Here is a 25,840-nt window from a genome sequence, read left to right as displayed (position 1 = left end):
TTGCAGGATTAAAATGATAAAAAAATATCCAATAATCGTCATAATCTTATTTTTTGCTCTTATTTTGTTTTGTCTTTATGCGTTTATGTTTATTTCTGCTGGCTATATAGATGAAGATAGGGATAAATTTAAAGAGATAAGAGGCAGTGTGTTTTATACCACCGAAGATGATAAAGTCTATGCCATGGTTCCAAGTGGCGGTAGATTTGAGCTAGTCGGTGCTAAGGCTAGTAAATTCAAATACCTAGACACTGGCAAATACGACAACAGAAACGTCGGCATGAGCGATGAGGTGGTGTATTGTGGCAACCTCGTTATGAGCGGACTTGATCCTAAAAGCGTAATAGCTATTGGGAATGGATATTTTAGCGACAGTAAGATGACTTATTTTTGCAATAGTGCAAGTGTGCCAAATCTTGAGATAAGGGGAGTTGTAGAAGCGTGGCAGATGATCTCGCACGCACTTTTAAACACACCAAAAGCACAAAGTCATATCTATAAATTTAGACAGGTCGATAATCTAAATTTATCGCCCATTCTAGGCTTTGGCTATGCAAGCGACGGTGTGAAAGTTTATTTTGACGGCAAAGAGTTACAGGGTGCAAATGCTAGCAAACTACGGTATATAGAGGAGACGTCTGGCAGAAAGAGCGTGCATTTTACGACTGACGGAGAAAATGTCTATTATAACAGCACAAAACTAGGGATCAAATTTAGCCCGCAAATGCGTGATATCGGTGAGATATGGCGCATTCACTATCTTTATGAGCCAAATTCTGGCATGGTTTATGCAAACGATCACGAATTTGACCCACAATTTGCCCCATACGAGCCACTTTTTAACCTAAAAGATGAGCATTCCTATCATGCGCTCTTTCGTGGCAAAGGCGGTATCTATCACTGGGAGCGAAAGTGGCAGTGGTATAACAGCATAGATGAGGGTGAGTTTGTAAGAGATGGCGACGATCCGTTTAAAGGCGAGATAACGCCGTTATATGGCGACGTGGTGATAAGTGATGGCAAGACATATTTTCTAAAAACCTATGAAATTTGGCACAACACTAAAAATGATCACAGCCTAAGCTCACGCCACACGTGTATCGTAAGGCTTGATACAAAAGAGCAGTGGCGAAAGATAGGGCTTGTAAGAAACGATGGCTACGGAGCGGTTTATGCAAACGGAGATAAGACATATTATTTTGATAACGTCGGCTACGGCTGGCATTTTAACATCAGTGTTTATGATATAAACGACCTTGGTGTGGTTGAAATTCTCACTCGTCCTTATGGTCCAAATGTTAAGAATTTAAAACTTGATGAGATAGTAAAAATGGTAGATCAAGGCGCTATGACGCCAGCTGATGGTGAGGTGGTGATCGATGCGATAAGCGACTTTGATGATTACTCGCAAAAATATGCCTACTGGATATTTCTTGCCATTGCATTTGTGGCCTCGGTAGTTGGCGCTATTTTTAAAAATAAAAAGCAAGCAAACAAGCTTAAAAAAAGGGTAGATGATTATAGATTATGAGAAAAATTGCGACTAAGATACTTTATCTTTTTGTCATTTTGACACTATTTTTTGTTTTGGCTATGCTTTATCTGTGGCGTGAGGGCGAGTATCAAAGAGGCTTTGCAAACATTGATAGTAGCGAGTTTTACCGCTCGCCTGAGGGTAAAATTTACGTTCAAATTTCAGGCAGTGGCAAGTATGAGCTAAAAGGAGTTGATGAGGCTAGTTTTAGGGTCTTAAAGCTAAAACACGCGTATGACTACTCAAACGTAGCGGCTGATAAAAACAATGTCTACTGCTCAACGAAGATCTTACAAGGGCTCGATCCAAAAAGCGCTCGCATACTTGGAAACGGCTATTTGACTGATGGCAAGATAAGCTACTTTTGCAGCTCAAAAAGCGAAAAGCAGCCAGGATTTAACGAGTTTATCGCTGTTATGAAAAGCGTTGCTAATCTTTTTATAAAAAGCTATGAGGACAGCTCTTATTTTTATAAAAATGTATGCATTGATAGCGTAAATTTAGAGCCTGTTTTTGACATGGGCTTTGCAAAAGACGGCAACACGCTTTACTACATGGGCGAAAAGCTAGATGCGCAGCCTAGTGAGCTAAGATACATCGCGGCAGAAAATGGCGCTCCTAGCGGATATTACACAGATGGCAAAAGCCTATTTTTAGGCTTTTATAGGCTTGATACAAGCTACACAGATGGGACGCGCCGGATTTGCTATGACCCAAAGCACGATATAGAATATCTTTTTGAGCCAAAAAGTGGGGCGGCGTTTGCAAATGAGCTCAAATTTAGCGCCCAAAATATGCCTTATAGCGCCATTTATAGCGTGGATAATGTGCACTCTTTTTGGCCTCTTTTTGCCAGCAAAGATGGAATTTACTTTTGGGATGGCAGTAAAAACGAGCAAGCTAAAGTTTCAGACTACCAGCTAAAAGGCGAGCTAAAAAGGCTCTTTGCTGACGTTTTTGTAGATGATGGCTCAGCGTATTTTTTACAGCAAGGCGAAGAGTGGCAGCGCTCAAAGCACGGCAGGCACTTAGAGGCGCAAACAGTCTCTTTATATAAATTTGCCCCAAGCAGCTCTTGGCGCGAAGTAGGGCTGGTAAAAGATGGCGAATATGGCGCAGTATATGCAAACGGCGAGAAGGTCTATTTTTTTAGCAAAATAAAGCCATTTTACGGCATAAAGCATAGCGTTTATGAGGTGGCTGATCTTAGCGCCATAGAAAATTTAACAAGAGCGTCTAAAGAGCTTAGCGCAAAAGATATCAGCGAGATGATAAAACGTGGCGAGCTAGTGGAGGCAAGCGGCGAAGAGGTCGCAAGGTCGAGGATAGAGTATGACTCGCCAAAGATCATTTTGTATATCACATTTGGCATTGCTTTTGTCGTCATAGTGCTAATAACTCTTGCAAAACCAAAGAGAGATAAAAGCGACTTGAGATAAATTTCAAAGTGGCTATTTTTGGTGGCTAAAGCTTAAAATTTCATAAAAATTTAAAGAGAAAATTTGACCCATTTACTCTTTTTTGTTATTTTGAAATGAAGCTGAAATTTACAAAAAAAAGGAGAAAAATGATCAAATTTCAAAGGTCGAAATTTAACAATTCGGTATTTATCCCATCGCTTGTCGTCATATTTTTAATAACGGCATTTGCAGCGATATTTCCAAAATTCTCAAATGATTTTTTTAAAGGTATGCAAAACTACATCGCAGCGAAATTTGGCTGGTTTTACATCCTGGCCGTCGCCGTCATACTTCTAAGCATCATTATCCTTGGCTTTAGCAAGCTTGGCGAGATCAAACTAGGAGCTGACCATGTAAAGCCAGAGCACAAAAATATCTCGTGGTTTTCTATGCTTTTTGCCGCCGGTATGGGCATCGGACTTGTGTTTTTTGGCGTGGCTGAGCCGCTCATGCACTATCTAAACCCACCAGTTGGCGACGCGCAAACTATCGCAGCGCAAAAGCTTGCGATGAATATCACCTTCTTTCACTGGGGTATGGGCGCATGGTCGGTTTATGCCATCGTGGCGTTAATTCTCGCCTTTTTCTCGTACAGACACGGCTTGCCGCTTACGCTTAGATCTGCGTTTTATCCGATAATCGGCGATAAAATTTACGGCAAGATAGGTAGCGCCATTGACACATTTGCCGTCGTGGCGACGCTATTTGGCGTAGCGACATCGCTAGGATACGGCGTACTTCAGGTAAATGCCGGCCTTACGCACGTTTTTGGCCTGCCGACTATGCATATCACGCTTCTTATCGTGCTTTGTTTTGCAGCTACCATCTCAGCGGCAAGCGGCGTGGATAAGGGCATCAAGATCTTATCAAACGCAAACATCGCGCTAGCTATATGTTTTATGTTTTTGATACTATTTTTGGGCGATACGACGCAGCTTTTAAAGTCGTTTGTACAAAATAGCGGCGACTACGTCTCGACGCTTATTTCAAACACCTTTAACCTCTACGCCTACGAGAGGCAAAACGAGAGCTGGCTTGGCGGTTGGACGCTACTATACTGGGCTTGGTGGCTATCTTGGTCGCCGTTTGTGGGGCTTTTTATAGCTAAAATTTCAAAGGGCAGGACGATAAGAGAATTTGTGATCGGCGTACTTTTCGTGCCAACCGGCTTTACATTTGCTTGGATGAGCTTTTTTGGTAACTCGGCGATCGCGCTTGTTCAGGGCGGATTTAGCGAGCTTGCGACGACCGTAAATTCCGACTCGGCTTCGGCGCTTTTTATGTTTTTGGAGAAATTTAGCTTTTCAAGCTTGCTAAGCACGATCGCAGTCTTTATGATCGTCATATTTTTCGTCACTTCGGCTGATTCTGCGGCGATCGTGATTAACATGCTTTGCTCAAACGGCAAGGACGATACGCCGGTTTGGCAAAAGGTCTTTTGGGGCGTTACGGTGGGCATCGTGGCGGCATTTTTGATGCTAGCCGGCGGTCTTGGCTCGCTTCAGGCACTTACGATCACTACGGCGTTACCGTTTGCTATCGTGTTACTTGGCGCCATTTACGGGCTATTTAAGGCGCTGCGCGTAGATATAACCAAAAAAGAGACAAATAACTTTAACAACATGCCTCTTAGCGATCTTTCAAAGCCTTGGCAAGAGCGTCTAGGTGCGATCATCACTCTACCTAGCAAAAAAGACGGCAGTAAATTTCTAAACGAAGTCGTGCTAAAAGCCTTTAACGAGCTAAAAGAGGAATTTGCCAAAAACGGCCTTGAGGCAAATGTAACAAAAGCTGAAAATTTCGTAAATTTAAATGTCGGACTAGGCGATGAGATGGATTTTAGATACGGCGTATATCTCACCAAAAGCCAGAGTCCGGACTACACTAGAGAGCTTGAGGGCGACGATCTTTATTACAGAGCCGAGGTATATCTAAAAGAGGGCGGTCAGGACTATGACGTGCTTGGTTGGAGCGAGGCCACGCTAATAAATGACGTCATTGAGCAATACCGCAAACATATGCAGTTCTTGCATGTCGTTAGAAGGTAGACTTGACTGAAATTTGCCTGGAATTTGAAAATTTCTAGGCAAATTCTAAATTTTACTCACTCGTTATCGTTTGTTACTGAATTTAAAATCGTGATTTGCTTATAAATTTTAAAATTTAATTGAGTTTTATACACGTGGTGTGAAGCAAGACATAAGTGTCCTTATTTTTTAGAGAAAACAAATTAGAAAATTTAACTTTATTAGTTTGTATTTTTGCTTGTAGCTATGAGATAAATTTGAAATAAAAAATGTTAATTTTTTGTTGCGTATCGTTCAAATTCCAGAGCCAAAATGCATTTTCTGTAAATTTTTAACTTTGATAGATGTTTTGCTGTATCGGTCATTGTAAAAATTTATAAAATTTCAAGTCTAGCGCTAATATCAGCTGTGCCTTTTGAATACATAGCTGAAGTGACTACGGCATCGGCTTTTGCGTATTCTTTTACATTTGCTAAATTTATGCCACCGGCTGCTAGTATCATTGTATTTGGAGAAATTTCATCTCTTAAAGAGAGTACGTTTTTTATAAGCTCTGGGCTAAATTTATCGCACTGTACAACGTCGCAATTTGCTTTTAAAAGCTTGCTTGCTTCGTCTAAATTTTCAGCTTCAACGCAGATTTTTTTCTCAACCATTTTGGCTTTAAACTCTGGCAAAAGAGATACAAACTCATCAAAATTCACATAAGCTTTTATGTGGTTTTTAAAAAATAAAATGCTATCACTAAGCCCAAGCCTATGCATTTTACCGCCACCTTCAAGTACTGCTTTTACGCAAAATTTCTTAGCAAATGGAAAGCTCTTTCTGGTTGCTAAAATTTCACATTTTTCATTGACGCACTTTGTGGCATTTATCATTTTATTTGTATAAGTTGCAATGGCACTGGCATATTCTAGTGCGACTTGAGCTAGCTTCCAAGCCTTATGCACATCTTCGTAGTTTCCATAAATTTTTATGATCACATCGCCAGCCTTGCAGATTTGAGAATTTTGCACAAAAATTTTACTCTCGCACCCAAGTAGTCTTGCAATACTTGCAGCCACATCAACGCAGCTAACGCAAATTTCATCACGTGAATAAATTTCAAGTGAGGCTTTTTTATCGATATTTTGAAGCGACGTAGTAAGATCAAAATAAGGTACATCTTCGTTTATATAGCTTAGAATTTCTGCGTCGCTAAGTATCATTTTATGCCTTTTTTACCTCATTTTTTGCTTTTATTATCATTTTTTTAAATATTCCATTATCATAAAGCCCAGCATGATAAAGAGCAAAGCAAGTAAATGCAATGCCTGAAGCAACGTGAAATTTCTTAATGCTTTTATTTCTTTTCATAAAAAGGGCGCTTAAGCAAACTGAGGCTAAAGTGATGCCCATACCGACTTTTGATACTTGCCTATGAGTGTTTATATCAAGTAGTTTGCCACTTATGTTTGTATCGTTTTTCAAATTCTTCTCCATTTAGTTTTTATTCCAGCAACTTGTATTTTTTATACCAAGGCTTTCTGGGTCAAATTCTGGATTTTGCCCAGCACTTCTTTGAGCTTCGTAGTCTTTGACTGCTATTATCACTACTTTTGAAAGTAAGAATATAGCGATGATGTTGATAGTTGCCATTGCAGCCATTGTGATATCAGCGATATTCCAAGCGAGCTTTAAATTCATCTGAGCACCAATAAATATCATAACGACGGCCGTTATCTTAAATAGCAATGTAAGCTTGTGGTTTTTGGTTAAAAATTTCATATTTGCCTGAGCGTAGTAGTAGTTGCCAATAAGTGAAGTGATGGCAAAAAGTACGACCGCAAGAGTGGTAAAATGAACTCCAAATTCACCAAAATACTCTTTCATTGCAGCTTGAACGAGAGGAAGTGCTGTTAGCACCTCGCCACTTGATCCAGTTTGCTTCGTAAGATAGGCCTGTGAAAATAGCACGATCATGCCAGAAGCGATACATATAGTCATGTCTATAAAGACTGCCATTGCTTGAACTAGGCCTTGTTTTACTGGGTGGCTAGTATGTGCTGCGGCTGCTGCGTTTGGAGCTGAACCCATACCGGCTTCGTTTGAGAAAAGGCCTCTTTTGATGCCTATTACGATCACACTGCCGGCAAATCCGCCAAATATCGCTTTAAAATCAAAGGCATTTTCTAAAATCATCTTAACAACATCAGGAATTTCTTTGAAATTTAAAACGATAGCAATAAGTGCTAGCGAGATGTAGGCAAGTGCCATGAAAGGCACGATGTATGAGCTTACTTTACCGATGATGTGGCTTTTGCTAAAAAACATTACCGCCGCAAATGCCGTAAGAATAAGGCCGATGCCAACAGGTAGGCCGCTTTGTGCAAAGCTAACGTTGCTACCAGCTTTGTCATAGTAAATTTCAAAGGCTGATGTCATGGTGTAGCTTTGAAGTCCGTTAAAGCCGTATGCGTAGGTGATGATGAGGATCACTGCAAAAAGTGAAGCCAGCCATTTTATGCCAAGGCCATTTTTGATGTAATAAGCTGGACCGCCTTTAAATCCAAAAACATCTTTTGTCTTATAAATTTGCGCTAGCGTGCTCTCTATAAAAGCTGAAGCTGATCCTAAAAATGCCATCAAGCACATCCAAAAAAGAGCACCCGGACCGCCCGCGACGATGGCTGCTGAAATTCCAGCGATATTGCCTATGCCAACGCGCGAAGCAGTCGAGATCATAAGTGCTTGAAATGGCGTTAAATGGTGCTTATTGTACTTATCCTTTTTTTCTACTAAGACCCTGCAAGCTTCAAAAAACATCCTAAACTGCACAAAACGAGTCAAATAACTAAAATAAATTCCCGTAGCCACAAGAATAATGACTAAAAAATATCCATATAAAAAGTCGTTGGCTACGTCCATTTTGCCGTTTAAAAAATTTAAAAAACTATCAAGCACCATCTACCCTTTCAAATTTATTTTGATTTGAATTTTACGCCCTTCATTGAATTTAATAAAAGCCAAATCGTTGTGCCATTATGAAGCATGGCAGTTGCTATTGGATTTAACATACCAAGTGTCGCAGCACTTAGTATAGCTGTGTTTACGCCAACGGTTGAGCGGAAATTTGAGCTAATTAAATCCATTGTTTTATTTGCAAGCTCTTTTACGAGAGCTACGCTCATGATGTCATCTTTTAAAAGACTTATGTCAGCCGTCGCTTTAGCTATATCAGCACCTTTGTGCATGCTTATACCCACATTTGCCTTAGTTAGGCTTGGAGCATCATTTATGCCATCTCCCACAAAGGCTACTTTTTTGCCCTCGCTCTTTAACTCTTCGATGATAGCTGCTTTATCTGTTGGTAAGCACTCCGCATAGACCCTATCAAGTCCAAGCTCACGTGCTACTTCTTCAGCCTTGCTTTTGATGTCGCCGCTTAGCATGACGACTTCTTTTACGCCAAGACTGCGCAGTTTTGCCACCATGTCTTTTGCGTTTTCTCTCATATCATCTTTCATAGCGATGACTCCAACTAGCTCTTTATCGTATCCTACGTAGAGTAAAGTTAAGCCGCTATTTAATGCTTTGCTTATTAAAGCTTCATGAGCTTTAAAGCTTATCATCTCGTCATCTTCTAAAAAGTGTCTACTGCCGATAACTACCTCTTTGCCGTGCATCGCAGTTTTTACGCCGTGAGCTACGATAAATTCAACTTCATCGTGATGAATATGGTGGAAACCACGCTTGTTTGCAGCTTCAACTATTGCTTCAGCTACTGGATGAAAGTAGTGTTCCTCGGCACTTGCAGTTAAATTTAATATATCATTTTGAGAAAAGCCTTCTTTAAACGAGTAAATTTCAACTACACTTAGGCGTCCGTGTGTAAGAGTGCCGGTCTTGTCAAATACAAAAGTATCAACTGAGCTTAAAGCTTCAATCGCTTTTGCGCCTTTTACAAGAATGCCATTTCTACCAGCTTTTGAGATACTTGATTTAAAAGCAACTGGTGTGGCAAGCTTTAATGCGCAAGAGTAGTCCGCTTGAAGTACGCTAGCAACACTATTCATATTTTTATTTATAATGTATGAAAGTCCAGCAAGCGAGAGCGTAACAGGCACAAGTTTATCAGCTAGTTTTAACGCTTTTACGCCAATGGCTGATTTTTCATTGAGCGAAGTTTGTATGTACTCTTTGATCCTAGCTGTCGCTGTGTCGCTACCTACATTTTCAGCCCAAATTTTTATCCTACCTTCATCGACCACGGTGCCACTTATAACACGATCGCCTCTAGCTTTTGGTATAGGCTCAGCCTCTCCGGTCATTGAGACTTGATTTACATCGGCGTTACCTTCAACGATATAACCATCAACACCTATCGTCTCACCAGCTCCGACTACTACGATGTCGCCCTTTTTTAAATTTTCGGTTTTTACTTTTTCAAGCGTCTTTTCACCATTTAAATTTCTCTCGACCCAGACTTCTTCGATATTTGGTTTTGCTAGCTCTTTGATGAGATCATCGCTTTTGTGACTAGCACTTTCTTCCATATATTCGCCGATATTTATCATCAAATTTGTGCTATTTGCTGCTAAATGATCGCCCATTGCTAGGCTAGTACCAATGGCAGTTGCCTCAAGCACTTTTGAAGTGACGCCCTCATGTCTTAGCTCTTTTGCACCTTCTATTAAATTTGGTGCTGTGGCATAAAGAGTCACGGCTGATTTTAGAGTTTTATTGCTCATAAATGGTGTTATACCAAGTGCAGCAGCAGCCTTATAGATATTTGCCTTGCTTGGCAAATTTGGATCTTTAGCCTTTGTTGGAAATTCATAGCTCTTGATAAAGTTTAAAATTTTATCGTAGTTTTTATCGTATTCAACAATAATGCTTTTTGCGTATTTATTTACACGAACACTTAGTGCATCAGTTCGCTCTGAGATCGCAGCCTCGATAGCGCTGACATCGCTTCTGGCATTTAGGCTCTCGCAAATAAACCTCGCTCTATTTTTACTCTTGTGAGCTAGAGTGATCTTATTTTTTTGAGTCAAGTTCTGCTTTGACATCTTCAAAACGCTCTTTTAGTTCTTCTATGCCAGCATTTATAAGCTCGCCACCTTTGATAATCGCTTTAAATACGCACTCTTGTGCTTTTGGATTAGTTAGTACATAAGCTGCGATACCACCTAAAACTAGACCTTTTACAAAGCCAGCAGCATTAAAATTTTCAGGTACAAATGGCAAATTTTGAGCTGCATTGTTTATTGCATTATCGATTGCGCTTGGCTGAGTAGCTGCTGCATTGTTAGCCGCAGTTTCACTTGCTACGTTTTCTTCGTTGATGTAAGGGTTGTTCATTATTTACTCTCCAATTTTATTAGTTTTTCTGCTATCAAAAGACCGCCGATACCAGCTGCTGTAAAAGCTGCCGCATTTAGATATTTTTTTTGTGCTATTAAATTTGAAGCATGAATGCCAACAGCACCTACAAAACCACCTGTTACAGCGTATTTTGCTATCTTTTTAGCGACATCTTTTTTAGTCGCTCTATTATTTAGATAGTCGCTAAAGCCAAGTGCAGCTGCACCCATACCAGCGATTAAAGCACCGCTGATGAAGTGATCAAATGGAAGTCTTGTGCTTGAAAGTGTAAAAAGACTATTTTCTTGCATTCTCTATCCTTAAGCTATATCGTTTGGTGTGATAGCTTTTGGAGCGGCTGGCTTTTTAGCGCGTGGTTTTCTTGTTTTCTTTACCACTTTTTCAGCCTCTTTTTCTACTTTTTTAGCACCACGTTTTGCTTTTTTTTCTTCTTTTACTATAAAGTCTTTTGCATCTTTTGCAACACTTTTACCTTTTTTGTAAAGATCTTTTGCGGCCTCTTTGCCTTTATCAAAGCCATCTTGGGCGTACTCTTTGATCTTATCTCTTTTATTCCAAGCAGCTATTGCTAAACCGCCTACTGCTAAACCTGCTAAAAATGGTAATGCCATTTTAAATCCTTTCTTTGTTTGATTTTGTAAATTATTCATTTTCTTCATCCTTATTAAAATTTTTACTAACTACTGAAATGCCTAATGCCCCAAGCGCAAGTCCGCTAAAAAACGAGAAATTTGGATTATTAGTTATCTTTGCTAACTCGCTTTTATCAGCCTTGCCACTTGCGATATTTTGCAAGCTTTTAGTTATCTCATTAAAGTCATTTTGATAGTTTTCTAAAATATTTGTTATGCCGTTTTGCTCAAAATTTTGTGAAATTTCATTTAAATTTAGCTCATTTTTTATTTCACAGCCACTATAAATTTCTTTTAAGCGTTGCTTTAAGGAGGCTATGTATTCGTTATTTGAAGTAGCCCAAAGTCTAAAAAATAGATCTTTTAGCTCCTCGTCATCTAAGCTTTCACAAAATTTTTCATACATTTTATTTAGCTCTAACTCATAGTTTAAAGCTTGTATCAGTGCATCTTCTTTATTTTTTGCTGGCAAAAATATAGCTTCATTTTCGCAAGCAAGCTCATAATCATGTGTACTTGCAAATTTTTCTGTCAAGATGATCGCATTTTTTCTGATATTTGCGATCTCGTTAAAAACATCACCAAATAAAGCTAAATTTTCATATAAACTAAGTGCGTTTTTTTCGCTGGTGTATGATGCATTTAAAAGTTCATTAAGCATATTTCACTTCTTTTGCAACTTCATTTACTCTAGTTGAAATCTCTTCTAAATTTTGCCCTTTTAAAAGATCCTCCCAAAGGTTTTTTGGAAAAATTTCATGATCGTATTCGATCGTTACAGAGCCGATTAGCTTGTTAAATTTTACATTTTTTATACCATTTATCTGAGCTATCACATCATCTAGGCTAGCTAAATTTACGCTACTACTTAGCTCTTTTATCTTTGGACTAACTCTTACTCTTAGTCTGCCGTTTGTGTGAGCTATCATTGAAAAATAGCTTGCAACTTGTGCTAAAGTTTGTGTTTTTATATCCATTTTCATCCTTTTTTTAATTGCGTATTATCTATTTCACAGCTTAAATAAATCTGAAATTTTTTTGTTTTTCATTATCAAAAAGTAAAATGAAATGATAAAATTTAATTTTCATTTTTCTCTTGGCAATCACTGCAAATACCATAAAGTATCATCGTATGCGACTGCTCGCTAAAATTTTTTTCTTTGAAAATTTGCTCTTGCCTTTGCTCTATCATCTCATCTTCAAAATCAACTATCTTTTCACAAATTTCACATATCAAATGATCGTGCGAGGATTTTAAATTTAACTCAAATTTCTTTACTCCATTCTCTTCAAAACAATTTGCAAGATGATGCATTTCGAGAAAATTTAAAAAAGAATAAATTGATGTCATTGAAATTTCATTCTTGTGGATTTTGTAAATTTCTGAAGAAATTTCTTGAGCACTTAGATGAGAGTTGCTAATGAAAAGTACATGCAAAATTTGTTCTTTTAACTCTGAGCTTTTCTGCCCAAAGGCTTCTAAAAACTCTTTAAAATGCTTATAAAATAGTTCAAAATTATCCACAAAAACCTAACTAAAATGATAATGAATATAAGGATTTTACAACTTTACTTATAAAAAAAGCATAAAATTTCTTACGAATTTCAAGTAAAGTATTTTATAAGATTGTTTTGGTATAGTGTCGCATTTTTTAAATCAAAATTAAGGAATAAAATGACTTACGACGAGCTTGAATTAGACGCCGTTTTGTTAGAGGTTTTAGAAAATAGAGGCAGTTTTGATTCTATGGACGATGAGGAGCTTTATGAGCTTATCGAGCAAGTTGCACAATATACAGATGGCGATTACGAAGAAGCGTTTGAGTATATGACTCAATTTTCTCCAATCCCTAAAAAACGCTTTGTTTCACTATTTATGGTTTAGCAAAAAGCTAAGCCATAACTTCTATAAAATTAATCAAAAAGTAAAAATAAAAAGAGCTCTTGACTCACTTAATGAGCCAAGAAATTTGAGTTATAAGAAGTATTTTGAGATTATTTCTTTAAATTTTAGTGTGTATTTACTAGCTTTTGGGCTATTGTTGTAGATATTTTCAAAATCATACATTCGCTCATAGTAATCATTTGTATCTTGTATATTTATTTTAAGCCTTGCCACATCTAAGCTGACGCCTACAAAAGCACCACTTGTCTTGCCGCGCTCCTCAGCAAATGCTGAAATTTCAGGCAAATCACTTGTGATCGCTACTTCATTACCAACGCCACCAGTTGCTTCTGCTTTTAGGCTGATCGTATCTTTTGCATTAAATAAATTTGCATAAGCTTCTGAATTTTTAAATAATATGATCATATCAGCTGAGCTGTAACCAAGTTGTAAGCCTATGCTACCAGATGTGTAATTTACAAAAAATGGGCTTGACCATTCACCATCATCGTTTTTAGCGATAAAAACGCCTTTACCTGTTGAGCCAGTTACAATAGCGCCTGCTTTTGTTACATCAGGGATTATGGCGATCGCTTTTATGCCTTCAAATTTAGTATTTGGCTTTAAATTTCTTGCACCAAAAGCGTTTAAAATATTTATAGCATTTTTTAGTTTTTGATTTTGAATCACATCAGCGTTTAAGTTTAACGCAAAAATGAGCTTATTAAAAGCAGAGTTAAGAGTCTTTTCATCAAATTTCCTTGTGTAAAATTTTCACCATTATAGCCTAAAATAAACCAATGGTAAAAATATTATTAATGAGCTTTTATGAGATTTCATTATAAAATGACATTTTTAAGGAAAAAATATGAGCTTAATACTTTTTGTAGAATATGTTGGTATCGCATCTGCCGCACTTAGTGGCTTTTTATTTGCATTAAAAAAAGAGTGCGACTGGCTTGGTGTCTTTTTGTCTGCGTTTTTGACCGCACTTGGAGGTGGTATTGTACGTGACATGCTCGTTGGTAGGGCAGTTTATTCGTTCACGCACTATATGCCAATAAGCGTCGTTATCTTTATGCTTGTAGTCTCTAGAGTTACAAATTTACACACAAAAAGAGAAGGTTTGGAGAAAAAATTTGTCTTTATTTTTGCCGATGCGATCGATGTTATTTGTTTTTCCATCGTTGGGGCGATGGTTGCGATTGAGTACAATTACAATGTCTTTGGCGTCATGATGGTGGCCTTTTTTAATGGCGTTGGTGGCGGCATCTTAAGGGATATTTTACTAAACGAAATTCCTTGGTTTTTACGCACCGGACTTTACGGCACGATAAGTCTTGGAGTAGGACTTGCTTACTTTGTGCTTTATCATCTTGGGCTTAGTAATATCTTTTTTACCATGCTTTTACTTGCTCTTGGTATTACGGTTAGGATGTTTGCATTTTACAGGGGTTGGAAGCTGCCAGATCTATGAAATTTAGCGAGTTTTTTGATATCTGGGTCAATGAAAACTACTATAAATTTGGCGTAGATATCGGCAAAAAGGGCGATTTTTATACAAATGTAAGCGTTGGCTATCTTTTTGGTGCTTGCCTTGCGAACTACTTTTTAAAGCTGCTTAAAAACGGCGAAATTTCTAGCTCTTGCAAGGTTGTGGAGATCGGTGCAAACTCAGGTGAAATGCTAGCTGATTTTGCGCAAGGAATTTTTACGCTTGAGCCAGAAATTTTGCCAAATTTAGAGTTTATAATCATCGAACCTCATGAAATTTTACGTAAAAAACAGCTTGAGACTTTTGCAAAACGCTTTGGCGATGATATCAAAATAAAACACTATGAAAATTTGGGCGAGTGCTCGTTTGATGAAATGTTTGTTATCTCAAATGAGCTGCTTGACGCATTTAGCTGCGAGGTGATAGATGGGCAAAATATGCTTTTTGTGGACGAAGACCTAAAATTTCACTGGCAAAAAGCAGATCAAAACTTGCTAGCTCTTGCAAAGAAATTTGGCATAAAAAAAGGCGAGATATCAACTAGCTACGCTAAATTTGCGCTACAGCTTGCAAATGCGGCAAAAAAGGTAAGATTTTTAAGCTTTGACTACGGCGAATTTGAGCCAAAAAATGAGTTTAGCCTAAGAGTTTTTAAAGACCATCAAGTATTTTCTTTATTTGAAATTTCAGACCTTGAGCCATATTTTAAAAGATCGGATCTAACTTATAGTCTTTGCTTTAAGCAAGTAAAAGAGGCTTTTTATGAGGCTGGCTTTGAGATGCTTAAATTTAAAAAACAAAACGAAGCTTTAGTTTGCGATCTTGGCGTGGATGAAATTTTATCTTTAGTACTTGAAAATGGTAGCAAGCAAGCCTATGAAAATGCAGCCAAACAGGCGAAATTTCTACTCTCGCCCGAGTTTTTAGGCGAGAAGTTTAAATTTATAGAGTTTTTAAAGAGCTAGCCTAGCGATATTGGCAAAACTTGCCTCACAAGCCTTTAAAAGATCATTTGGTGCTATTTTTATCTGTTTGCCTCTCACTCCAGCGCTTACCAACACATACTCTTGCTCTTTTGCACGTTCATCGATAAATGTGGCAAAGTGTTTTTTCATAGCAAGCGGTGAACAGCCGCCCCTGATGTAGCCAGTGATCTTTTCTAGATCTTTTAAATTTATAAGTTCGCAGCGTTTGGCGCCACACGCATGAGCAAGTGCTTTTAGATCAAGCTCCAGATCGCCTTGCAAGCAAGCAACGACAAAATTTTTAGGCTCGCACTCACAAACAATAGTCTTATAAATTTGCTTTATATCTTGCTTAGTGCTAGCTGCTACGTGGAGGGCTGAAAGATCGTTTAAATCAACTTCATACTCTAAAATTTCATAATTAATTTTTAGTTTATCTAAAGCTCTGGCAGCATTTGTCTTATGTATCATTTTTTCTCATTTTTGCGAATTTTTTGTATAATTATAGCCAAAACTTAAAGGAGGAAAGATGGCTGAAGAAGTTGAAGAGAAAAAAGCAAAAAAAGGTGGCAATGGTGCATTAATGATAATTATCATTGCGATATTTGTTTTGCTGCTAGTTATTGGAGGGCTAGTCGCGTTTTTGATGCTTAGTTCTGATGAGCCAAAAGAGGCAAATATGGCGCAAACACCAGCTCAGACTCAAACGCAGTCCATGCCAGCTCAAAATAAGGCAAAGCATGGTAGCAACGACTATTCAAATATGGGGCCGATATATCCGCTTGATCAGTTTATTGTAAATTTGCTTAGCGAAAATGGCTCAAGATTTCTTAAAACTAAGATCGATATGGAGCAAAGCGATGAGTTGCTAACTCCTGAGCTTGATAAGAAAAAGGCACTTTTAAGAGACATTATCATCAGGACACTTTCGTCAAAAACTTACGAAGAAGTAAGCACCACAAAGGGCAAAGATAGGCTAAAAGACGAGATTGTAGGCAAGCTAAATGAAGTGCTAAATGATGGCTACATCAAAAATATATTTTTTACTGATTTTGTGGTTCAATGATAGGCATTGACATCATTAAAATAGATAGAATTTCTAGACTCAAAGCTCGTTACGGCGAGCTTTTTTTAAAAAAATTTCTTAGTGATGACGAGATCACGCTGGCAAAAAATGATGCGACTTTGGCTGGATTTTGGGCGGCCAAAGAAGCAGCTAGCAAAGCTCTTGGTGTGGGTATCAGCAAAGAGTGTGGCTTTTTGGACATTGAGCTTAGCAAAGACGCAAAAAATGCACCAAAGATAAAATTTAGCCCAAAAATTTATACAAATTTTAATATCAAAGAAACAAGCCTTAGCATAACTCACGATGGCGGATTTGCTGTAGCTGCAGTGATGATTGTCTAAAATTTATACATTTTTACAAAGCTTTTTAATATCTTTTAACTACTTCTGATAAATTTAAAAAACGTATTTTTATAAAATTTTTTAAAGAAAAGACGATATCTTTAATTAAGATTTAATGGAGCTAAAGAGACTAAGGATAGTAAAATGCGAATTTCTAATAACCTCCCAACTACTAACCATCTCTCAAGAGAGAACATAGCAAGAGAGATGGGCTTTAAATTTAACGATATAAACGAGATACTTAGTAACGATATGGGATATGGTATGAGCTTTCCTAAATATGCAAGGCTTGATAGAAAAGCTCAAGCTGCGTCTTATGATAGACATATATATCCACTATCTGGCTTTACAAAGGGCGATGAAGCAAAAGTCACTATCATAGGAAAGCTTAGAGGTTATGATCCTAACTTTACAAGCGAGCAGCTATCAGATCTTAAAAATTTCATAAATGAAAGCAAGGGTTTGTTTGTAGAGTATATACAAGGTCAGCAAGCAAAACCAGACAATGATAAGCCAAAAATTTTAAGAGATACCCCATACACTGTAAATGAATTTTTAAATGAATATCGTGGCGATAGTGATTTGCTATTTATGCAAAACTCAAGGACTATTGATCTGCTTGATAGTGATATGAGCGTTGATGAGTTTAAAGAGGAGTGGGCTAAATATGCACTAAAAGAGCGGTTTAATATAACTTTATCTAGCGAAGATGCTAAAAATGCTGTTAATATATTAAAAGAGCTAAACGAAAAAGGTGTTCAGAATATAGATAACCTTGAAAAAGAAGACAATGCCAGAGAGAAGAAATTTATACCTATACAAGTTACTAAAAAATCTCACACCTATAAGCTTGAAGCCGATGAGAGATTTAAAGAGCTTTATAAATTTATAAAGAGTGAATTTGATAGTGGCAAGAGCATGTTTGAAATTTTAGAAAAAGTGGCAAAGCTTAAAGTGGATAAGAGTGCATAGGTGTTTTATAAGCAAAGAATGGAATTTTTATAATTTAAATTTCAAAGAAAAAGCATAGATATCATAAGACTTATGCAAAAGATAAATTTCAAAAAACATGGACTAGCCAGCAAAGTATTGATATTAAGTCGCTGGCAAGATAAATTTACATCCACTCAAGCACTTGCGTGATATCTTTTGCGTAAAAGCATTTTAGCCCTTGCGTGTCAAGCGGTTTGTTTGGGATGATGGCATTTTTAAATTTCTGCGTTTTTGCCTCTTTTAGTCGCTGATCGAGGTTGAAAATTTCTCTTATCTCACCGTTTAGGCTTAGCTCACCGATGAAGACGCTGTCCTTACTGATAGGGCGGTTTTTGAAGCTACTGATTATCGCTGCGATGACGGCTAGATCGGCCGCTGTCTCGTTTATCTTGACGCCACCTGAAACGTTTATAAAGACGTCGTAGTGTCCAAGTGGAATTTCTAGCTTTCGCTCAAGTAGGGCTAGTAGCATATCTAGGCGGTTTCTCTCAAAGCCAGTTGAGCTCGTTTTGGATAGGCACTTTCGCAAACAAGCGCCTGAATTTCGATGCTAAGCGCTCTTGAGCCTTCCATTATGATGGTGATCGCACTGCCACTCATCGCTCCGCCACGTGTGAAAAATTTACTCGAGACTTCATTTGCGCTAACCAGCCCATGCTGGCTCATCTCAAATATGCCAACCTCGCTCGTCGAGCCAAAGCGGTTTTTAAACCCACGCAAAATTCTTAGCTCTCTGCTCGCATCGCCCTCGAAATAAAGCACCACATCGACCATGTGTTCAAGCACTCTGGGCCCTGCGATCGAACCTTCTTTGGTGATATGTCCGATGATGAAAACGCAGATATTTTGGCTCTTTGCTAGCCTCATTAGCTCAAATGTGATCTCGCGAACCTGTGTGATCGAGCCTGGAGCGGAGCTTATATTTTGGCTATAAAGCGTTTGTATGGAGTCGATCACGAGTACTTTATAATCGCTCTTTTGCACTTCAAGCAAGATATCTTCTAGGCAAATTTCAGTTAGCAGGTATAAATTTTTATCCACCGCATTTAGCCTATCAGCTCTCATTTTTATCTGGCTTTGGCTCTCTTCGCCGCTTACATAGAGTGTTTTTTTACCGTCTTTTGCTAAATTTGAGCCAATTTTTAGAAGCAAGGTTGATTTACCGATGCCCGGACTGCCACCTATTAAAACTAGCGAGCCCTCAACCACGCCACCACCAAGAACAAGGTCTAGTTCGCTATCTTTGGTGCTAAATCTCGTAAAATTTTGAATTTCTACCTCGTCGATGCTTACAGCCTTACTAGGCGCTCCAGTGCTTTTTACTATCTCTTTACTTATCTTTATCTCTTGCTGACTAAGCTCGACAAAGCTATCCCAAGCCCCACATTGTGGGCATTTACCCAGCCACTTTGCCTGTTGATTACCGCAGGCTTGACATTCAAAAACTGGCTTTGCTTTTGCCATAAATTATCCTTTTTAAAATTTTAGCTACTATCACTCCAAAAGCCGCTCCGATCATATCAGCCACGATGTCAAGCAGACTAAATTCCCTGTTTGGTAAAAATGCCTGAACGAGCTCTATTTGCACACCAAAGGCTAAAAGCAGGGCTAAATTTTTAAAAATTTTAAACTCATAGCCAAGATAAAGCAGGATGTATAGGACGCAAAAAGCTAAAAAATGATTTGCTTTATCCCACGAATTTTCGATGATCGTGGGACTTTTTTGAGTAAATGCAAGAAAATCGATCGCCAAAAGAGCAGCGAAAAAGCAAATTTTGCTAAGGAATTTCACTCTACTCAAAAATGGCGTCCATGAGCTCGTCTAAAAATTCATCCGGGTTAAATTTGATGATATCATCCATGCTCTCGCCAACGCCTATATAAAATATAGGTAGCTCAAGCTCTCTTGCCACGCCAAATAGCGCTCCTCCCTTTGCAGTGCCGTCAAGCTTTGTGATGATGACGCCATCAAGCGAGACAATATCGTTAAATGCTTTCGCTTGCGCAACTCCGGCGTTACCTTGCGTGCCATCAAGAATCAAAATTTTGCGGTGAGGTGCTTTTTCGTAAGCTTTTTTGCTAATACGAACGATTTTTTCTAGCTCGTTTGCCAAATTTGTCTGGTTTTGAAGTCTGCCAGCTGTGTCTAGGATGACTCGGTCGATGCCTTTTGCAAGGGCTGAGCTAATCGTATCGTAAGCAACAGCTGAAGGATCATGCCCTTGCTGTGTGGCGACTATTGGCACATTTAGTCTGATTGACCACTGGCGTAGCTGCTCGATCGCTCCAGCTCTAAATGTATCACAAGCACCTAAAATAACGCTTTTACCGTTATTTTTATATAAATTTGCAAGCTTTGCGATGGTTGTCGTCTTGCCAGCGCCATTTACGCCAAGGATGAGATCGACAAATGGCTTATCAGGCTCGATCACACGCTCATTTTCGTAGATAAAATAGCTACTCATAACGCGCCTAAGATCAGCTCTACTCACTTCATCTTGTGGCGGCAAGTAGTATAAAATTTCTTCTACGATCTCATAGGCTACGTCAGCTTCAAGTAAAATTTCTTCTAAGCTCTCTTTGTCTATCTTTTTTGACTTCTTCGCTGAACTTATCGCTCCAAAAGTCTTCTCAAGGCCTTTTTTTAGAAAATCAAGCATTATTTTGTGGCCCTATTTATGTCGTTTTCAAGCATCTCTTCAGGTACAAGACCGATGTAGCCCTGAACGTAGTCGCCATTTGCTTTAAAAAGTGCTGACGCAGGCAAGCCTTTTATACCGCCCATCGCTTTTTCAAATAAAAAATTTCCCTCGCCAACCGCGACTTCATATTTTATTTTATATTTTTGAGCAAAATCTTTTACTTCATCTTCACTTTTGTCTTCAAGTAGCACACCAACGATATCTAGCTCATTTTTAAATTTCTCACTTAAGTTGTTTAGATGCGGGATCTCAGCCTTGCAAGGAGGGCACCAAGTGGCAAAAAATACGTAAAGCGTTGCTTTTTTACCATCTTTTACATCAAAGCCATTGCTTCTTTTTGTAATCTGCATAGTTGCTCCACTTAGCAGCTTTAGATTTATCTCTTTTATCTCGCTATCTTGGGCATTTTCACTCATTTTTGGAGTGAGTGAGTCTTTGCTTAAATTTTCATCTTTGCTAGCATTTTTATCTAAAATTTTGCCTTGCGTTTGTTCGCTTGTATTTTGCTCTTTTTTTTGCTTGTTCTCGTCGCCGCATCCAAAAAATGCAAAAATGCAAAGTGATGTTATAATTGCTCGTTTTAATGTCATAAATTTCCTTTTGAATAAGATTTCAGGATTATACAAGAAAGAGCATAAAATGAGCGTTAATTTAGAAAAAAATGAATTTAGAAAAAATGCAAGAGCAAATTTGATGAAACTTACTAAATTTAAGGCCAAATGCTCGCATTATAAAGCTACGAAAACTCTTTTAAAATTGATAAATTTTACAAATTCTAAGAAAGTACTGTTTTATTTGCCACTTAACTACGAAGTTGATGTGCTTAAAATAAGGCGAAATTTATCACATAAATGTGAAATTTTTGCCCCTTTTATGGTAGGTCTTAGCTTAGAGATGGTAAGATTGCGACTGCCATTTCTAACTTATAAATTTAATGTCAGACAGCCATCTGGCAAAAAAATGGATAATGTTAGACTTGATATGGCAGTAGTTCCAGCGATTGGGGTTGATGGAGCTATGGCTAGGATAGGGCATGGAAAAGGATTTTATGATAGATTTTTTGACTCTTTGCCTATTAAGCCAAAACGGATAGTTTTTCTTGAGATAAAAGACTTTTATACCAAAGATGTGCTTTCAAGTACACAAGACGCGGTAGCAGACTTTTATATAACCCCAAATAAAAATTATATAAAAAGAGGAATAAATGATAGAGGTTTTAATAGGCTTAGGAGCCGGTGTGGCTGGCGTTGGAGCAGGGTATCTATACGCCAAAAAAATAAATGATGCAAACTACAACATATTCTTAGAACAAGCAAAAGCAAAGGCAAAAGCTATTGAGTATGAAGCTGAGCTAACGCTTAAAAATTCTAAAATTTCAGTACAAGAGGCTGAATTTGAAGCCAAAAAAAGATACGATGACAAGACGACAAAGCTTCAAAAAGAGTATGCAAGTAAATTTGATGAACTAGCCAAAAAAGAGAAAATTTTGCTAAATGAGCAAGAGCTTTTAAACGAGAGTAAAGAGCTTTTTGAAAAAGATAAGCAAGACGCAAAGATCACTTACGAAGAGGGTTTAAATTTAAAAGCGACTTATCAAAACAAAGTAGAAGAAGCAATAAGAGTGCTTGAGCACGCTGCTGGCTTAACAGAAGAAGAAGCAAAAGAGGTCGTGCTTAAAAAGGTCGAGGAGAAGTCTCGTGCGGATATCGCTCATATCGTTAGAAAATACGAAGAAGAAGCAAAAAGAGAGGCTAAAAAGAGAGTTAATTACATCTTGGCGCAGGCTACGTCAAGATTTGCTGGAGAATTTGCGGCTGAGCGTCTGATAAATGTAGTAAATATCAAAAACGATGAGCTAAAAGGTAGGATCATCGGTAAAGAAGGACGTAATATCAAGACCCTTGAAATGGTGCTTGGAGTTGATATCATCATCGATGATACCCCGCACGCAATCATACTAAGCAGCTTTAACCTTTACAGGCGTGCGATCGCAACAAGAGTGATCGAGCTTTTGGTAGAGGATGGAAGAATCCAACCTGCGAGGATAGAAGACCTTCACAAAAAAGTGACTGAAGAATTTGAGCAAAGCATACAAGAAGAGGGCGAAAACATCGTCATGGATCTTGGTCTAAATAAAATTCACCCAGAGATAGTAAAACTAATAGGCAAGCTTAAATTTAGAGCAAGCTACGGACAAAATGCCTTGGCTCACAGCCTTGAAGTAGCTCACCTTGCTGGTATCATCGCAGCTGAGTGTGGCGGAGATGAGAAGCTTGCAAAAAGAGCTGGCATACTTCACGATATCGGTAAGGCGCTAACTCACGAGTATGAGGGCAGTCACGTTGATCTTGGAGCTGAAATTTGTAAACGCTACAAAGAGCATCCAGTAGTCATCAACGCTATCTACGCTCACCACGGCCACGAAGAGGCAACAAGTATAGAAAGTGCGGCTGTTTGCGCAGCTGACGCACTAAGTGCAGCTCGTCCAGGTGCAAGGCGTGAGGTGCTTGAGAGCTTCCTAAAACGTGTCGAAGAGATCGAAAATATCGCAAAAAGTAAAGACGGTATCAAACAAGCTTATGCAATAAATGCAGGCCGTGAAATTCGTGTCATCGCAAATGCTAAACTCATAAACGACGACGAGGCAGTGCTTGTAGCAAAAGAGATAGCTCAAGAGATCGAGAGCAAGGTGCAGTATCCTGGTGAGATAAAAGTAAGCGTCATCAGAGAGACTCGCGCTGTTGATTTTGCAAAATAACGGCAAAATATGAAATTTCTTTTTTCAATTTTATTATTTTTCTCAATTGGCTTTGCCAGCGAGGAGCTCGTGCTGGACTCGGCAAACTCGTTTATAACAACGATGAGAGGCGCTAGAAACGCTCCTATAAAAGAGCTAATCGAGCAGTCAAAAGCGACGATCATCTTTCCAAGTGTTAAAAAGGTCGGTTTTGTAGTTGGTGGTATGGGTGGAGATGGCATCATGGTTGTTGGCAACATTAACTCGCCAAGTGAAATTTTACCAGTTAGCATAAGTGGCGGCAGCATCGGTATACAGCTTGGTTATGAAGATAGTTCGCTTGTGCTTTTTATATTTAAAGATAGTATTATCCATGATATTAAGGATGCCAAGATCACGCTTGATACAAAGCTATCAGTAGCTTTTGGTGATATTGGACGCAATTACAGTAAAGTAAGCGATTTTAAATTTTCAAGTGATATCTACGCATATGCCGCAAATGATGGTTTTTTTGCGGGTGCTAGCTTTGGTGGAGCAGTCATCAGTGCAAGAGAAGAAATTTTAAAGCAAAGTGGCTATGCCTATGAACAGCTAATAGCCTCTGCATCTAAACTTTTAGGAGATTAATGCAAGATATCATAAACTCAGTTTCAACATACGGCTATATTGTATTGTTTTTTTATAGCCTTGGTGGCGGCATGGTTGCATTAATCGCCGCTGGAATTTTAAGTTTTGCTGGCAAGATGGACATCACTCTTAGTATAATTGTCGCTGCTGTGGCAAATACAATTGGTGACACGCTAATTTTTTATGTCGCAAGATTTAATAAAAACTCACTTATGCCTTATATCAAAAATCATAAAAGAAAGCTTGCTTATGCAGGAATTTTGGCTAAAAAACATGGCGATAAGATAATATTTATCAAGAAATTTATCTACGGCGTCAAAACTTTGGTTCCTATCGCGCTTGGACTTACGAAGTATTCATTTTATAAATTTAGCATTATAAATTCGATCTCGTCAGTGCTTTGGGCGGTCATTATCGGATTTGCCAGCTTTAAAGCGGGTGATTATTTTGTAGGTGCAAGCGACTATCTTGGCGAGCATGGATATATTATGCCTCTTGCCATGGTTTGTTTGTTGCTTGGAATTTGGTTTTTTTTACAACATATTACAAAAAGGAGAAAAGCATGAAAAAGGTGATATCTGCTTTAATCGTGGTTATCGTGGTGGCCATTGGAGCGGTTTATTTTGCTTCAAATGAGGTGGAGAAAAACTATCAAAGAATAGTGAATGATCTAAACAATATTAAGGGCTTTAAAATTTCTAATAACAATTACAAAAAAGGTTTTTTTGGCTCAAAAGGATCATTTGATTTTAGTGTTTCAAAAGATCTTTTGGAAAATATATTTGGTAAAAATGTAAATGAGGATTTGGTTTTTAAAGTAGAAAATGAAATTTCTCATACAGTGCTTGCTTTTATAGATGGCTTTGAAATAGACTCAAAAATTTCTATCCAAAACGATATGATTAAAAATATTATCGCAACATTTATGGGATCAAATGTTATTGCAACAACTAAAACAAAAGTTAGCCTAACTGGTGATAAAGATATGGATATTAAATTTAGCAATATTGAATTTAATGATAAGCAAAAAACTGCCGTTAATACAAAAGATATAAAAATTGGTATGACGCTTGATTCAAAAGATAGTATAAACAGCTTAAAAGTTGAAGCAGATAAGATTTTTTTGAAAGATTTTAGTGAATACAATAAAGTTGATCTAAATATCGAAGGGTTTTATATTGACTCAAGTTATAAAGAGCCGGTTAAGTTTTCAAAAATTTTAGAGAGCCAGCTTGTACCTTATCTAGCAAAAGTTAAATTTAAAAGGGTGTCTTTCGCATCTAATGATGTAAGTAATATCTTGATAGATGACTTTAAGTATGACTCAAAATTTGAAATCTCAAATGATCTTGGAAGATCAGACGATGTTATAAAAATAGGTATAGTAGCAGTTGATAAAGTAAAATATACAGATTTTGTCTTTGATAGCAAAATCGCAAATATCAATGTACCTGTGTTAAATAATGTATTGAACAAGCTTAATAATTTAAATAATGAAGAAAATTATAATGTTTTAGCTGGATTAAATTTTGATGAGATAATAGATCAAATCTTAGAAAAGAATCCAAGCATAAAAATAGATACATTAAGCTTTAAAAAAGGAGATAAGACTTTAAAGCTAAATTTGGATGCAGCAGTAAATGGCTTTAAGAAGGGAACAAATCAGTCAGAAATTTTTGATAAATTGTCTCTTAGTGGAAAAATAAGTGTCGATGAAAGTCTGACGAATTTTTTTGATACACTAGTGCCAGAAGTAGCTTTTGTTGAGCCTACTTTGATATCTGCTGGATATTTTAAAGAAGAGGGCAAAAAAGTGCTAAGCGAATTTAAATATGATCCAAACAAAAAAGATATTATATTTAATGAAAAAGTTGGACTTCAAAATTTCTTTATGGGTTTTTAAAAAATTAGCCTGATTTTTATCTGCATTTAAGCATCACTTCTATATACTTCACTTTCTGTTTTGCAAAACGCAGGGCAGAAAGTTCTTTTAACTTACAATTGTTAAA

Annotated in this window: 29 protein-coding genes and 1 pseudogene; 14 read left to right on the top strand and 16 right to left on the bottom strand. The window is 37.8% G+C overall.

Annotated features, from left to right (window positions below; genetic code table 11):
• The first annotated feature begins 13 nt into the window (after positions 1–13).
• The 3 genes from A3835_00940 to A3835_00930 all read left to right on the top strand — a co-directional run bounded on the left by A3835_00940 (position 14) and on the right by A3835_00930 (position 5,042).
• Positions 14–1,531, top strand: a complete 1,518-nt coding sequence (locus A3835_00940; GenBank protein ID ORI09155.1) for a hypothetical protein — start codon at positions 14–16, stop codon at positions 1,529–1,531.
• Positions 1,528–2,973, top strand: coding sequence for a hypothetical protein (locus A3835_00935; protein ID ORI09116.1), 1,446 nt, complete (start codon positions 1,528–1,530; stop codon positions 2,971–2,973). The genes A3835_00940 and A3835_00935 overlap by 4 nt, the downstream gene beginning before the upstream one ends.
• A 128-nt stretch (positions 2,974–3,101) precedes the next feature.
• A complete protein-coding gene (locus tag A3835_00930; protein ID ORI09115.1) occupies positions 3,102–5,042 on the top strand; it encodes a choline transporter in 1,941 nt (646 codons plus the stop codon).
• Between the two features lie 353 nt (positions 5,043–5,395).
• On the opposite strand, the gene A3835_00925 is transcribed toward A3835_00930, so the two are convergent.
• The 10 genes from A3835_00925 to A3835_00880 form a co-directional block, all read right to left on the bottom strand.
• Positions 5,396–6,229, bottom strand: a complete 834-nt coding sequence (locus A3835_00925; protein ID ORI09114.1) for a ModD protein — start codon at positions 6,227–6,229, stop codon at positions 5,396–5,398.
• 1 nt (position 6,230) lies between these two features.
• Positions 6,231–6,503 (bottom strand): helicase, encoded by a 273-nt coding sequence (locus tag A3835_00920; GenBank protein ORI09113.1) that lies wholly within the window; start codon positions 6,501–6,503, stop codon positions 6,231–6,233.
• Entirely contained in the window at positions 6,504–7,967 is a 1,464-nt protein-coding gene (locus A3835_00915) for an amino acid carrier protein (protein ORI09112.1), read from the bottom strand.
• A gap of 14 nt (positions 7,968–7,981) precedes the next feature.
• Positions 7,982–10,072, bottom strand: coding sequence for an ATPase (locus tag A3835_00910; protein ID ORI09111.1), 2,091 nt, complete (start codon positions 10,070–10,072; stop codon positions 7,982–7,984).
• Positions 10,041–10,364 (bottom strand): oxidoreductase, encoded by a 324-nt coding sequence (locus A3835_00905; protein ID ORI09110.1) that lies wholly within the window; start codon positions 10,362–10,364, stop codon positions 10,041–10,043. Before A3835_00905 ends, A3835_00910 begins: the two co-directional genes overlap by 32 nt.
• Positions 10,364–10,678: a hypothetical protein gene (locus A3835_00900; GenBank protein ID ORI09109.1), complete on the bottom strand. Its 315-nt coding sequence runs from the start codon at positions 10,676–10,678 to the stop codon at positions 10,364–10,366. The genes A3835_00905 and A3835_00900 overlap by 1 nt, the downstream gene beginning before the upstream one ends.
• Positions 10,679–10,687: 9 nt before the next feature.
• Positions 10,688–10,999, bottom strand: coding sequence for a hypothetical protein (locus A3835_00895; protein ORI09154.1), 312 nt, complete (start codon positions 10,997–10,999; stop codon positions 10,688–10,690).
• 31 nt (positions 11,000–11,030) lie between these two features.
• Positions 11,031–11,681 carry an aminotransferase gene (locus A3835_00890; GenBank protein ORI09108.1) on the bottom strand — a complete coding sequence of 217 codons (651 nt, stop codon included), beginning with the start codon at positions 11,679–11,681 and terminating at the stop codon, positions 11,031–11,033.
• Positions 11,674–11,997, bottom strand: a complete 324-nt coding sequence (locus A3835_00885; protein ORI09107.1) for a hypothetical protein — start codon at positions 11,995–11,997, stop codon at positions 11,674–11,676. Before A3835_00885 ends, A3835_00890 begins: the two co-directional genes overlap by 8 nt.
• A gap of 101 nt (positions 11,998–12,098) precedes the next feature.
• Positions 12,099–12,545, bottom strand: a complete 447-nt coding sequence (locus tag A3835_00880; GenBank protein ID ORI09106.1) for a transcriptional repressor — start codon at positions 12,543–12,545, stop codon at positions 12,099–12,101.
• A 150-nt stretch (positions 12,546–12,695) separates the two neighbouring features.
• Here A3835_00880 and A3835_00875 point away from each other — a divergent pair, with 150 nt between their 5' ends.
• Complete coding sequence (locus tag A3835_00875; protein ORI09105.1) at positions 12,696–12,905, top strand: hypothetical protein; 210 nt, start codon at positions 12,696–12,698, stop codon at positions 12,903–12,905.
• A gap of 90 nt (positions 12,906–12,995) precedes the next feature.
• Here A3835_00875 and A3835_00870 read toward each other — a convergent pair whose 3' ends face one another.
• The gene (locus tag A3835_00870; protein ORI09104.1) at positions 12,996–13,622 is read right to left on the bottom strand and encodes a hypothetical protein; all 627 of its coding nucleotides are present in this window, start codon (positions 13,620–13,622) and stop codon (positions 12,996–12,998) included.
• 151 nt (positions 13,623–13,773) lie between these two features.
• Between A3835_00870 and A3835_00865 the strand changes: the two genes are divergently transcribed.
• Both A3835_00865 and A3835_00860 read left to right on the top strand, forming a co-directional pair.
• Entirely contained in the window at positions 13,774–14,382 is a 609-nt protein-coding gene (locus A3835_00865; GenBank protein ORI09103.1) for a hypothetical protein, read from the top strand.
• Complete coding sequence (locus A3835_00860; GenBank protein ID ORI09102.1) at positions 14,379–15,365, top strand: dihydrodipicolinate reductase; 987 nt, start codon at positions 14,379–14,381, stop codon at positions 15,363–15,365. The genes A3835_00865 and A3835_00860 overlap by 4 nt, the downstream gene beginning before the upstream one ends.
• On the opposite strand, the gene A3835_00855 is transcribed toward A3835_00860, so the two are convergent.
• A complete protein-coding gene (locus A3835_00855) occupies positions 15,354–15,836 on the bottom strand; it encodes an aminoacyl-tRNA deacylase (GenBank protein ID ORI09101.1) in 483 nt (160 codons plus the stop codon). The two genes, A3835_00860 and A3835_00855, sit on opposite strands and share 12 nt — an antisense overlap.
• A 58-nt stretch (positions 15,837–15,894) precedes the next feature.
• Here A3835_00855 and A3835_00850 point away from each other — a divergent pair, with 58 nt between their 5' ends.
• The 3 genes from A3835_00850 (at position 15,895) to A3835_00840 (ending at position 17,744) form a co-directional block, all read left to right on the top strand.
• A complete protein-coding gene (locus tag A3835_00850) occupies positions 15,895–16,431 on the top strand; it encodes a flagellar basal body protein FliL (protein ORI09100.1) in 537 nt (178 codons plus the stop codon).
• Positions 16,428–16,772 carry a holo-ACP synthase gene (locus A3835_00845; protein ORI09099.1) on the top strand — a complete coding sequence of 115 codons (345 nt, stop codon included), beginning with the start codon at positions 16,428–16,430 and terminating at the stop codon, positions 16,770–16,772. Before A3835_00850 ends, A3835_00845 begins: the two co-directional genes overlap by 4 nt.
• Positions 16,773–16,916: 144 nt before the next feature.
• Complete coding sequence (locus A3835_00840) at positions 16,917–17,744, top strand: polyribonucleotide nucleotidyltransferase (protein ORI09098.1); 828 nt, start codon at positions 16,917–16,919, stop codon at positions 17,742–17,744.
• A 145-nt stretch (positions 17,745–17,889) separates the two neighbouring features.
• On the opposite strand, the pseudogene A3835_00835 reads toward A3835_00840, so the two are convergent.
• The 4 genes and pseudogenes from A3835_00835 to A3835_00820 form a co-directional block, all read right to left on the bottom strand.
• Positions 17,890–19,229: pseudogene (locus A3835_00835) on the bottom strand (DNA repair protein RadA).
• The gene (locus A3835_00830; protein ORI09097.1) at positions 19,204–19,566 is read right to left on the bottom strand and encodes a teicoplanin resistance protein VanZ; all 363 of its coding nucleotides are present in this window, start codon (positions 19,564–19,566) and stop codon (positions 19,204–19,206) included. Before A3835_00830 ends, A3835_00835 begins: the two are co-directional and overlap by 26 nt.
• Positions 19,559–20,425, bottom strand: a complete 867-nt coding sequence (locus A3835_00825; protein ID ORI09096.1) for a signal recognition particle-docking protein FtsY — start codon at positions 20,423–20,425, stop codon at positions 19,559–19,561. Before A3835_00825 ends, A3835_00830 begins: the two co-directional genes overlap by 8 nt.
• Positions 20,425–21,057, bottom strand: a complete 633-nt coding sequence (locus A3835_00820; protein ID ORI09095.1) for a thioredoxin — start codon at positions 21,055–21,057, stop codon at positions 20,425–20,427. Before A3835_00820 ends, A3835_00825 begins: the two co-directional genes overlap by 1 nt.
• A 49-nt stretch (positions 21,058–21,106) precedes the next feature.
• Here A3835_00820 and A3835_00815 point away from each other — a divergent pair, with 49 nt between their 5' ends.
• Genes A3835_00815 through A3835_00795 form a run of 5 tightly spaced genes read left to right on the top strand, consistent with a single transcriptional unit; the run spans position 21,107 to position 25,734 of the window.
• Positions 21,107–21,751 carry a 5-formyltetrahydrofolate cyclo-ligase gene (locus A3835_00815; protein ORI09094.1) on the top strand — a complete coding sequence of 215 codons (645 nt, stop codon included), beginning with the start codon at positions 21,107–21,109 and terminating at the stop codon, positions 21,749–21,751.
• Entirely contained in the window at positions 21,672–23,225 is a 1,554-nt protein-coding gene (locus tag A3835_00810) for a ribonuclease Y (GenBank protein ORI09093.1), read from the top strand. The genes A3835_00815 and A3835_00810 overlap by 80 nt, the downstream gene beginning before the upstream one ends.
• Positions 23,226–23,234: 9 nt before the next feature.
• Positions 23,235–23,831: a hypothetical protein gene (locus tag A3835_00805; GenBank protein ID ORI09092.1), complete on the top strand. Its 597-nt coding sequence runs from the start codon at positions 23,235–23,237 to the stop codon at positions 23,829–23,831.
• Positions 23,831–24,397, top strand: coding sequence for a hypothetical protein (locus tag A3835_00800; GenBank protein ORI09091.1), 567 nt, complete (start codon positions 23,831–23,833; stop codon positions 24,395–24,397). Before A3835_00805 ends, A3835_00800 begins: the two co-directional genes overlap by 1 nt.
• Entirely contained in the window at positions 24,394–25,734 is a 1,341-nt protein-coding gene (locus A3835_00795; protein ID ORI09090.1) for a hypothetical protein, read from the top strand. Before A3835_00800 ends, A3835_00795 begins: the two co-directional genes overlap by 4 nt.
• Positions 25,735–25,840: the final 106 nt, after the last annotated feature.

Source organism: Campylobacter concisus (genome assembly GCA_002092835.1).
Taxonomy (GTDB): Bacteria; Campylobacterota; Campylobacteria; order Campylobacterales; family Campylobacteraceae; genus Campylobacter_A; species Campylobacter_A concisus_K.
The sequence above is the reverse complement of the archived record's forward strand: the minus strand, read 5'-3'. Positions and strand labels throughout refer to the sequence as shown.

What these genes read in the sequence shown, in the direction of transcription:
- A3835_00940 (ORI09155.1), top strand. Translation starts at nt 14, where the DNA reads ATGATAAAAAAATATCCAATAATCGTCATAATCTTATTTTTTGCTCTT.
- A3835_00935 (ORI09116.1), top strand. Translation starts at nt 1,528, where the DNA reads ATGAGAAAAATTGCGACTAAGATACTTTATCTTTTTGTCATTTTGACA.
- A3835_00930 (ORI09115.1), top strand. Translation starts at nt 3,102, where the DNA reads ATGATCAAATTTCAAAGGTCGAAATTTAACAATTCGGTATTTATCCCA.
- A3835_00925 (ORI09114.1), bottom strand. Translation starts at nt 6,229, where the DNA reads ATGATACTTAGCGACGCAGAAATTCTAAGCTATATAAACGAAGATGTA.
- A3835_00920 (ORI09113.1), bottom strand. Translation starts at nt 6,503, where the DNA reads ATGGAGAAGAATTTGAAAAACGATACAAACATAAGTGGCAAACTACTT.
- A3835_00915 (ORI09112.1), bottom strand. Translation starts at nt 7,967, where the DNA reads ATGGTGCTTGATAGTTTTTTAAATTTTTTAAACGGCAAAATGGACGTA.
- A3835_00910 (ORI09111.1), bottom strand. Translation starts at nt 10,072, where the DNA reads ATGTCAAAGCAGAACTTGACTCAAAAAAATAAGATCACTCTAGCTCAC.
- A3835_00905 (ORI09110.1), bottom strand. Translation starts at nt 10,364, where the DNA reads ATGAACAACCCTTACATCAACGAAGAAAACGTAGCAAGTGAAACTGCG.
- A3835_00900 (ORI09109.1), bottom strand. Translation starts at nt 10,678, where the DNA reads ATGCAAGAAAATAGTCTTTTTACACTTTCAAGCACAAGACTTCCATTT.
- A3835_00895 (ORI09154.1), bottom strand. Translation starts at nt 10,999, where the DNA reads ATGGCATTACCATTTTTAGCAGGTTTAGCAGTAGGCGGTTTAGCAATA.
- A3835_00890 (ORI09108.1), bottom strand. Translation starts at nt 11,681, where the DNA reads ATGCTTAATGAACTTTTAAATGCATCATACACCAGCGAAAAAAACGCA.
- A3835_00885 (ORI09107.1), bottom strand. Translation starts at nt 11,997, where the DNA reads ATGGATATAAAAACACAAACTTTAGCACAAGTTGCAAGCTATTTTTCA.
- A3835_00875 (ORI09105.1), top strand. Translation starts at nt 12,696, where the DNA reads ATGACTTACGACGAGCTTGAATTAGACGCCGTTTTGTTAGAGGTTTTA.
- A3835_00865 (ORI09103.1), top strand. Translation starts at nt 13,774, where the DNA reads ATGAGCTTAATACTTTTTGTAGAATATGTTGGTATCGCATCTGCCGCA.
- A3835_00860 (ORI09102.1), top strand. Translation starts at nt 14,379, where the DNA reads ATGAAATTTAGCGAGTTTTTTGATATCTGGGTCAATGAAAACTACTAT.
- A3835_00855 (ORI09101.1), bottom strand. Translation starts at nt 15,836, where the DNA reads ATGATACATAAGACAAATGCTGCCAGAGCTTTAGATAAACTAAAAATT.
- A3835_00850 (ORI09100.1), top strand. Translation starts at nt 15,895, where the DNA reads ATGGCTGAAGAAGTTGAAGAGAAAAAAGCAAAAAAAGGTGGCAATGGT.
- A3835_00845 (ORI09099.1), top strand. Translation starts at nt 16,428, where the DNA reads ATGATAGGCATTGACATCATTAAAATAGATAGAATTTCTAGACTCAAA.
- A3835_00840 (ORI09098.1), top strand. Translation starts at nt 16,917, where the DNA reads ATGCGAATTTCTAATAACCTCCCAACTACTAACCATCTCTCAAGAGAG.
- A3835_00825 (ORI09096.1), bottom strand. Translation starts at nt 20,425, where the DNA reads ATGCTTGATTTTCTAAAAAAAGGCCTTGAGAAGACTTTTGGAGCGATA.
- A3835_00820 (ORI09095.1), bottom strand. Translation starts at nt 21,057, where the DNA reads ATGACATTAAAACGAGCAATTATAACATCACTTTGCATTTTTGCATTT.
- A3835_00815 (ORI09094.1), top strand. Translation starts at nt 21,107, where the DNA reads ATGAGCGTTAATTTAGAAAAAAATGAATTTAGAAAAAATGCAAGAGCA.
- A3835_00810 (ORI09093.1), top strand. Translation starts at nt 21,672, where the DNA reads ATGATAGAGGTTTTAATAGGCTTAGGAGCCGGTGTGGCTGGCGTTGGA.
- A3835_00805 (ORI09092.1), top strand. Translation starts at nt 23,235, where the DNA reads ATGAAATTTCTTTTTTCAATTTTATTATTTTTCTCAATTGGCTTTGCC.
- A3835_00800 (ORI09091.1), top strand. Translation starts at nt 23,831, where the DNA reads ATGCAAGATATCATAAACTCAGTTTCAACATACGGCTATATTGTATTG.
- A3835_00795 (ORI09090.1), top strand. Translation starts at nt 24,394, where the DNA reads ATGAAAAAGGTGATATCTGCTTTAATCGTGGTTATCGTGGTGGCCATT.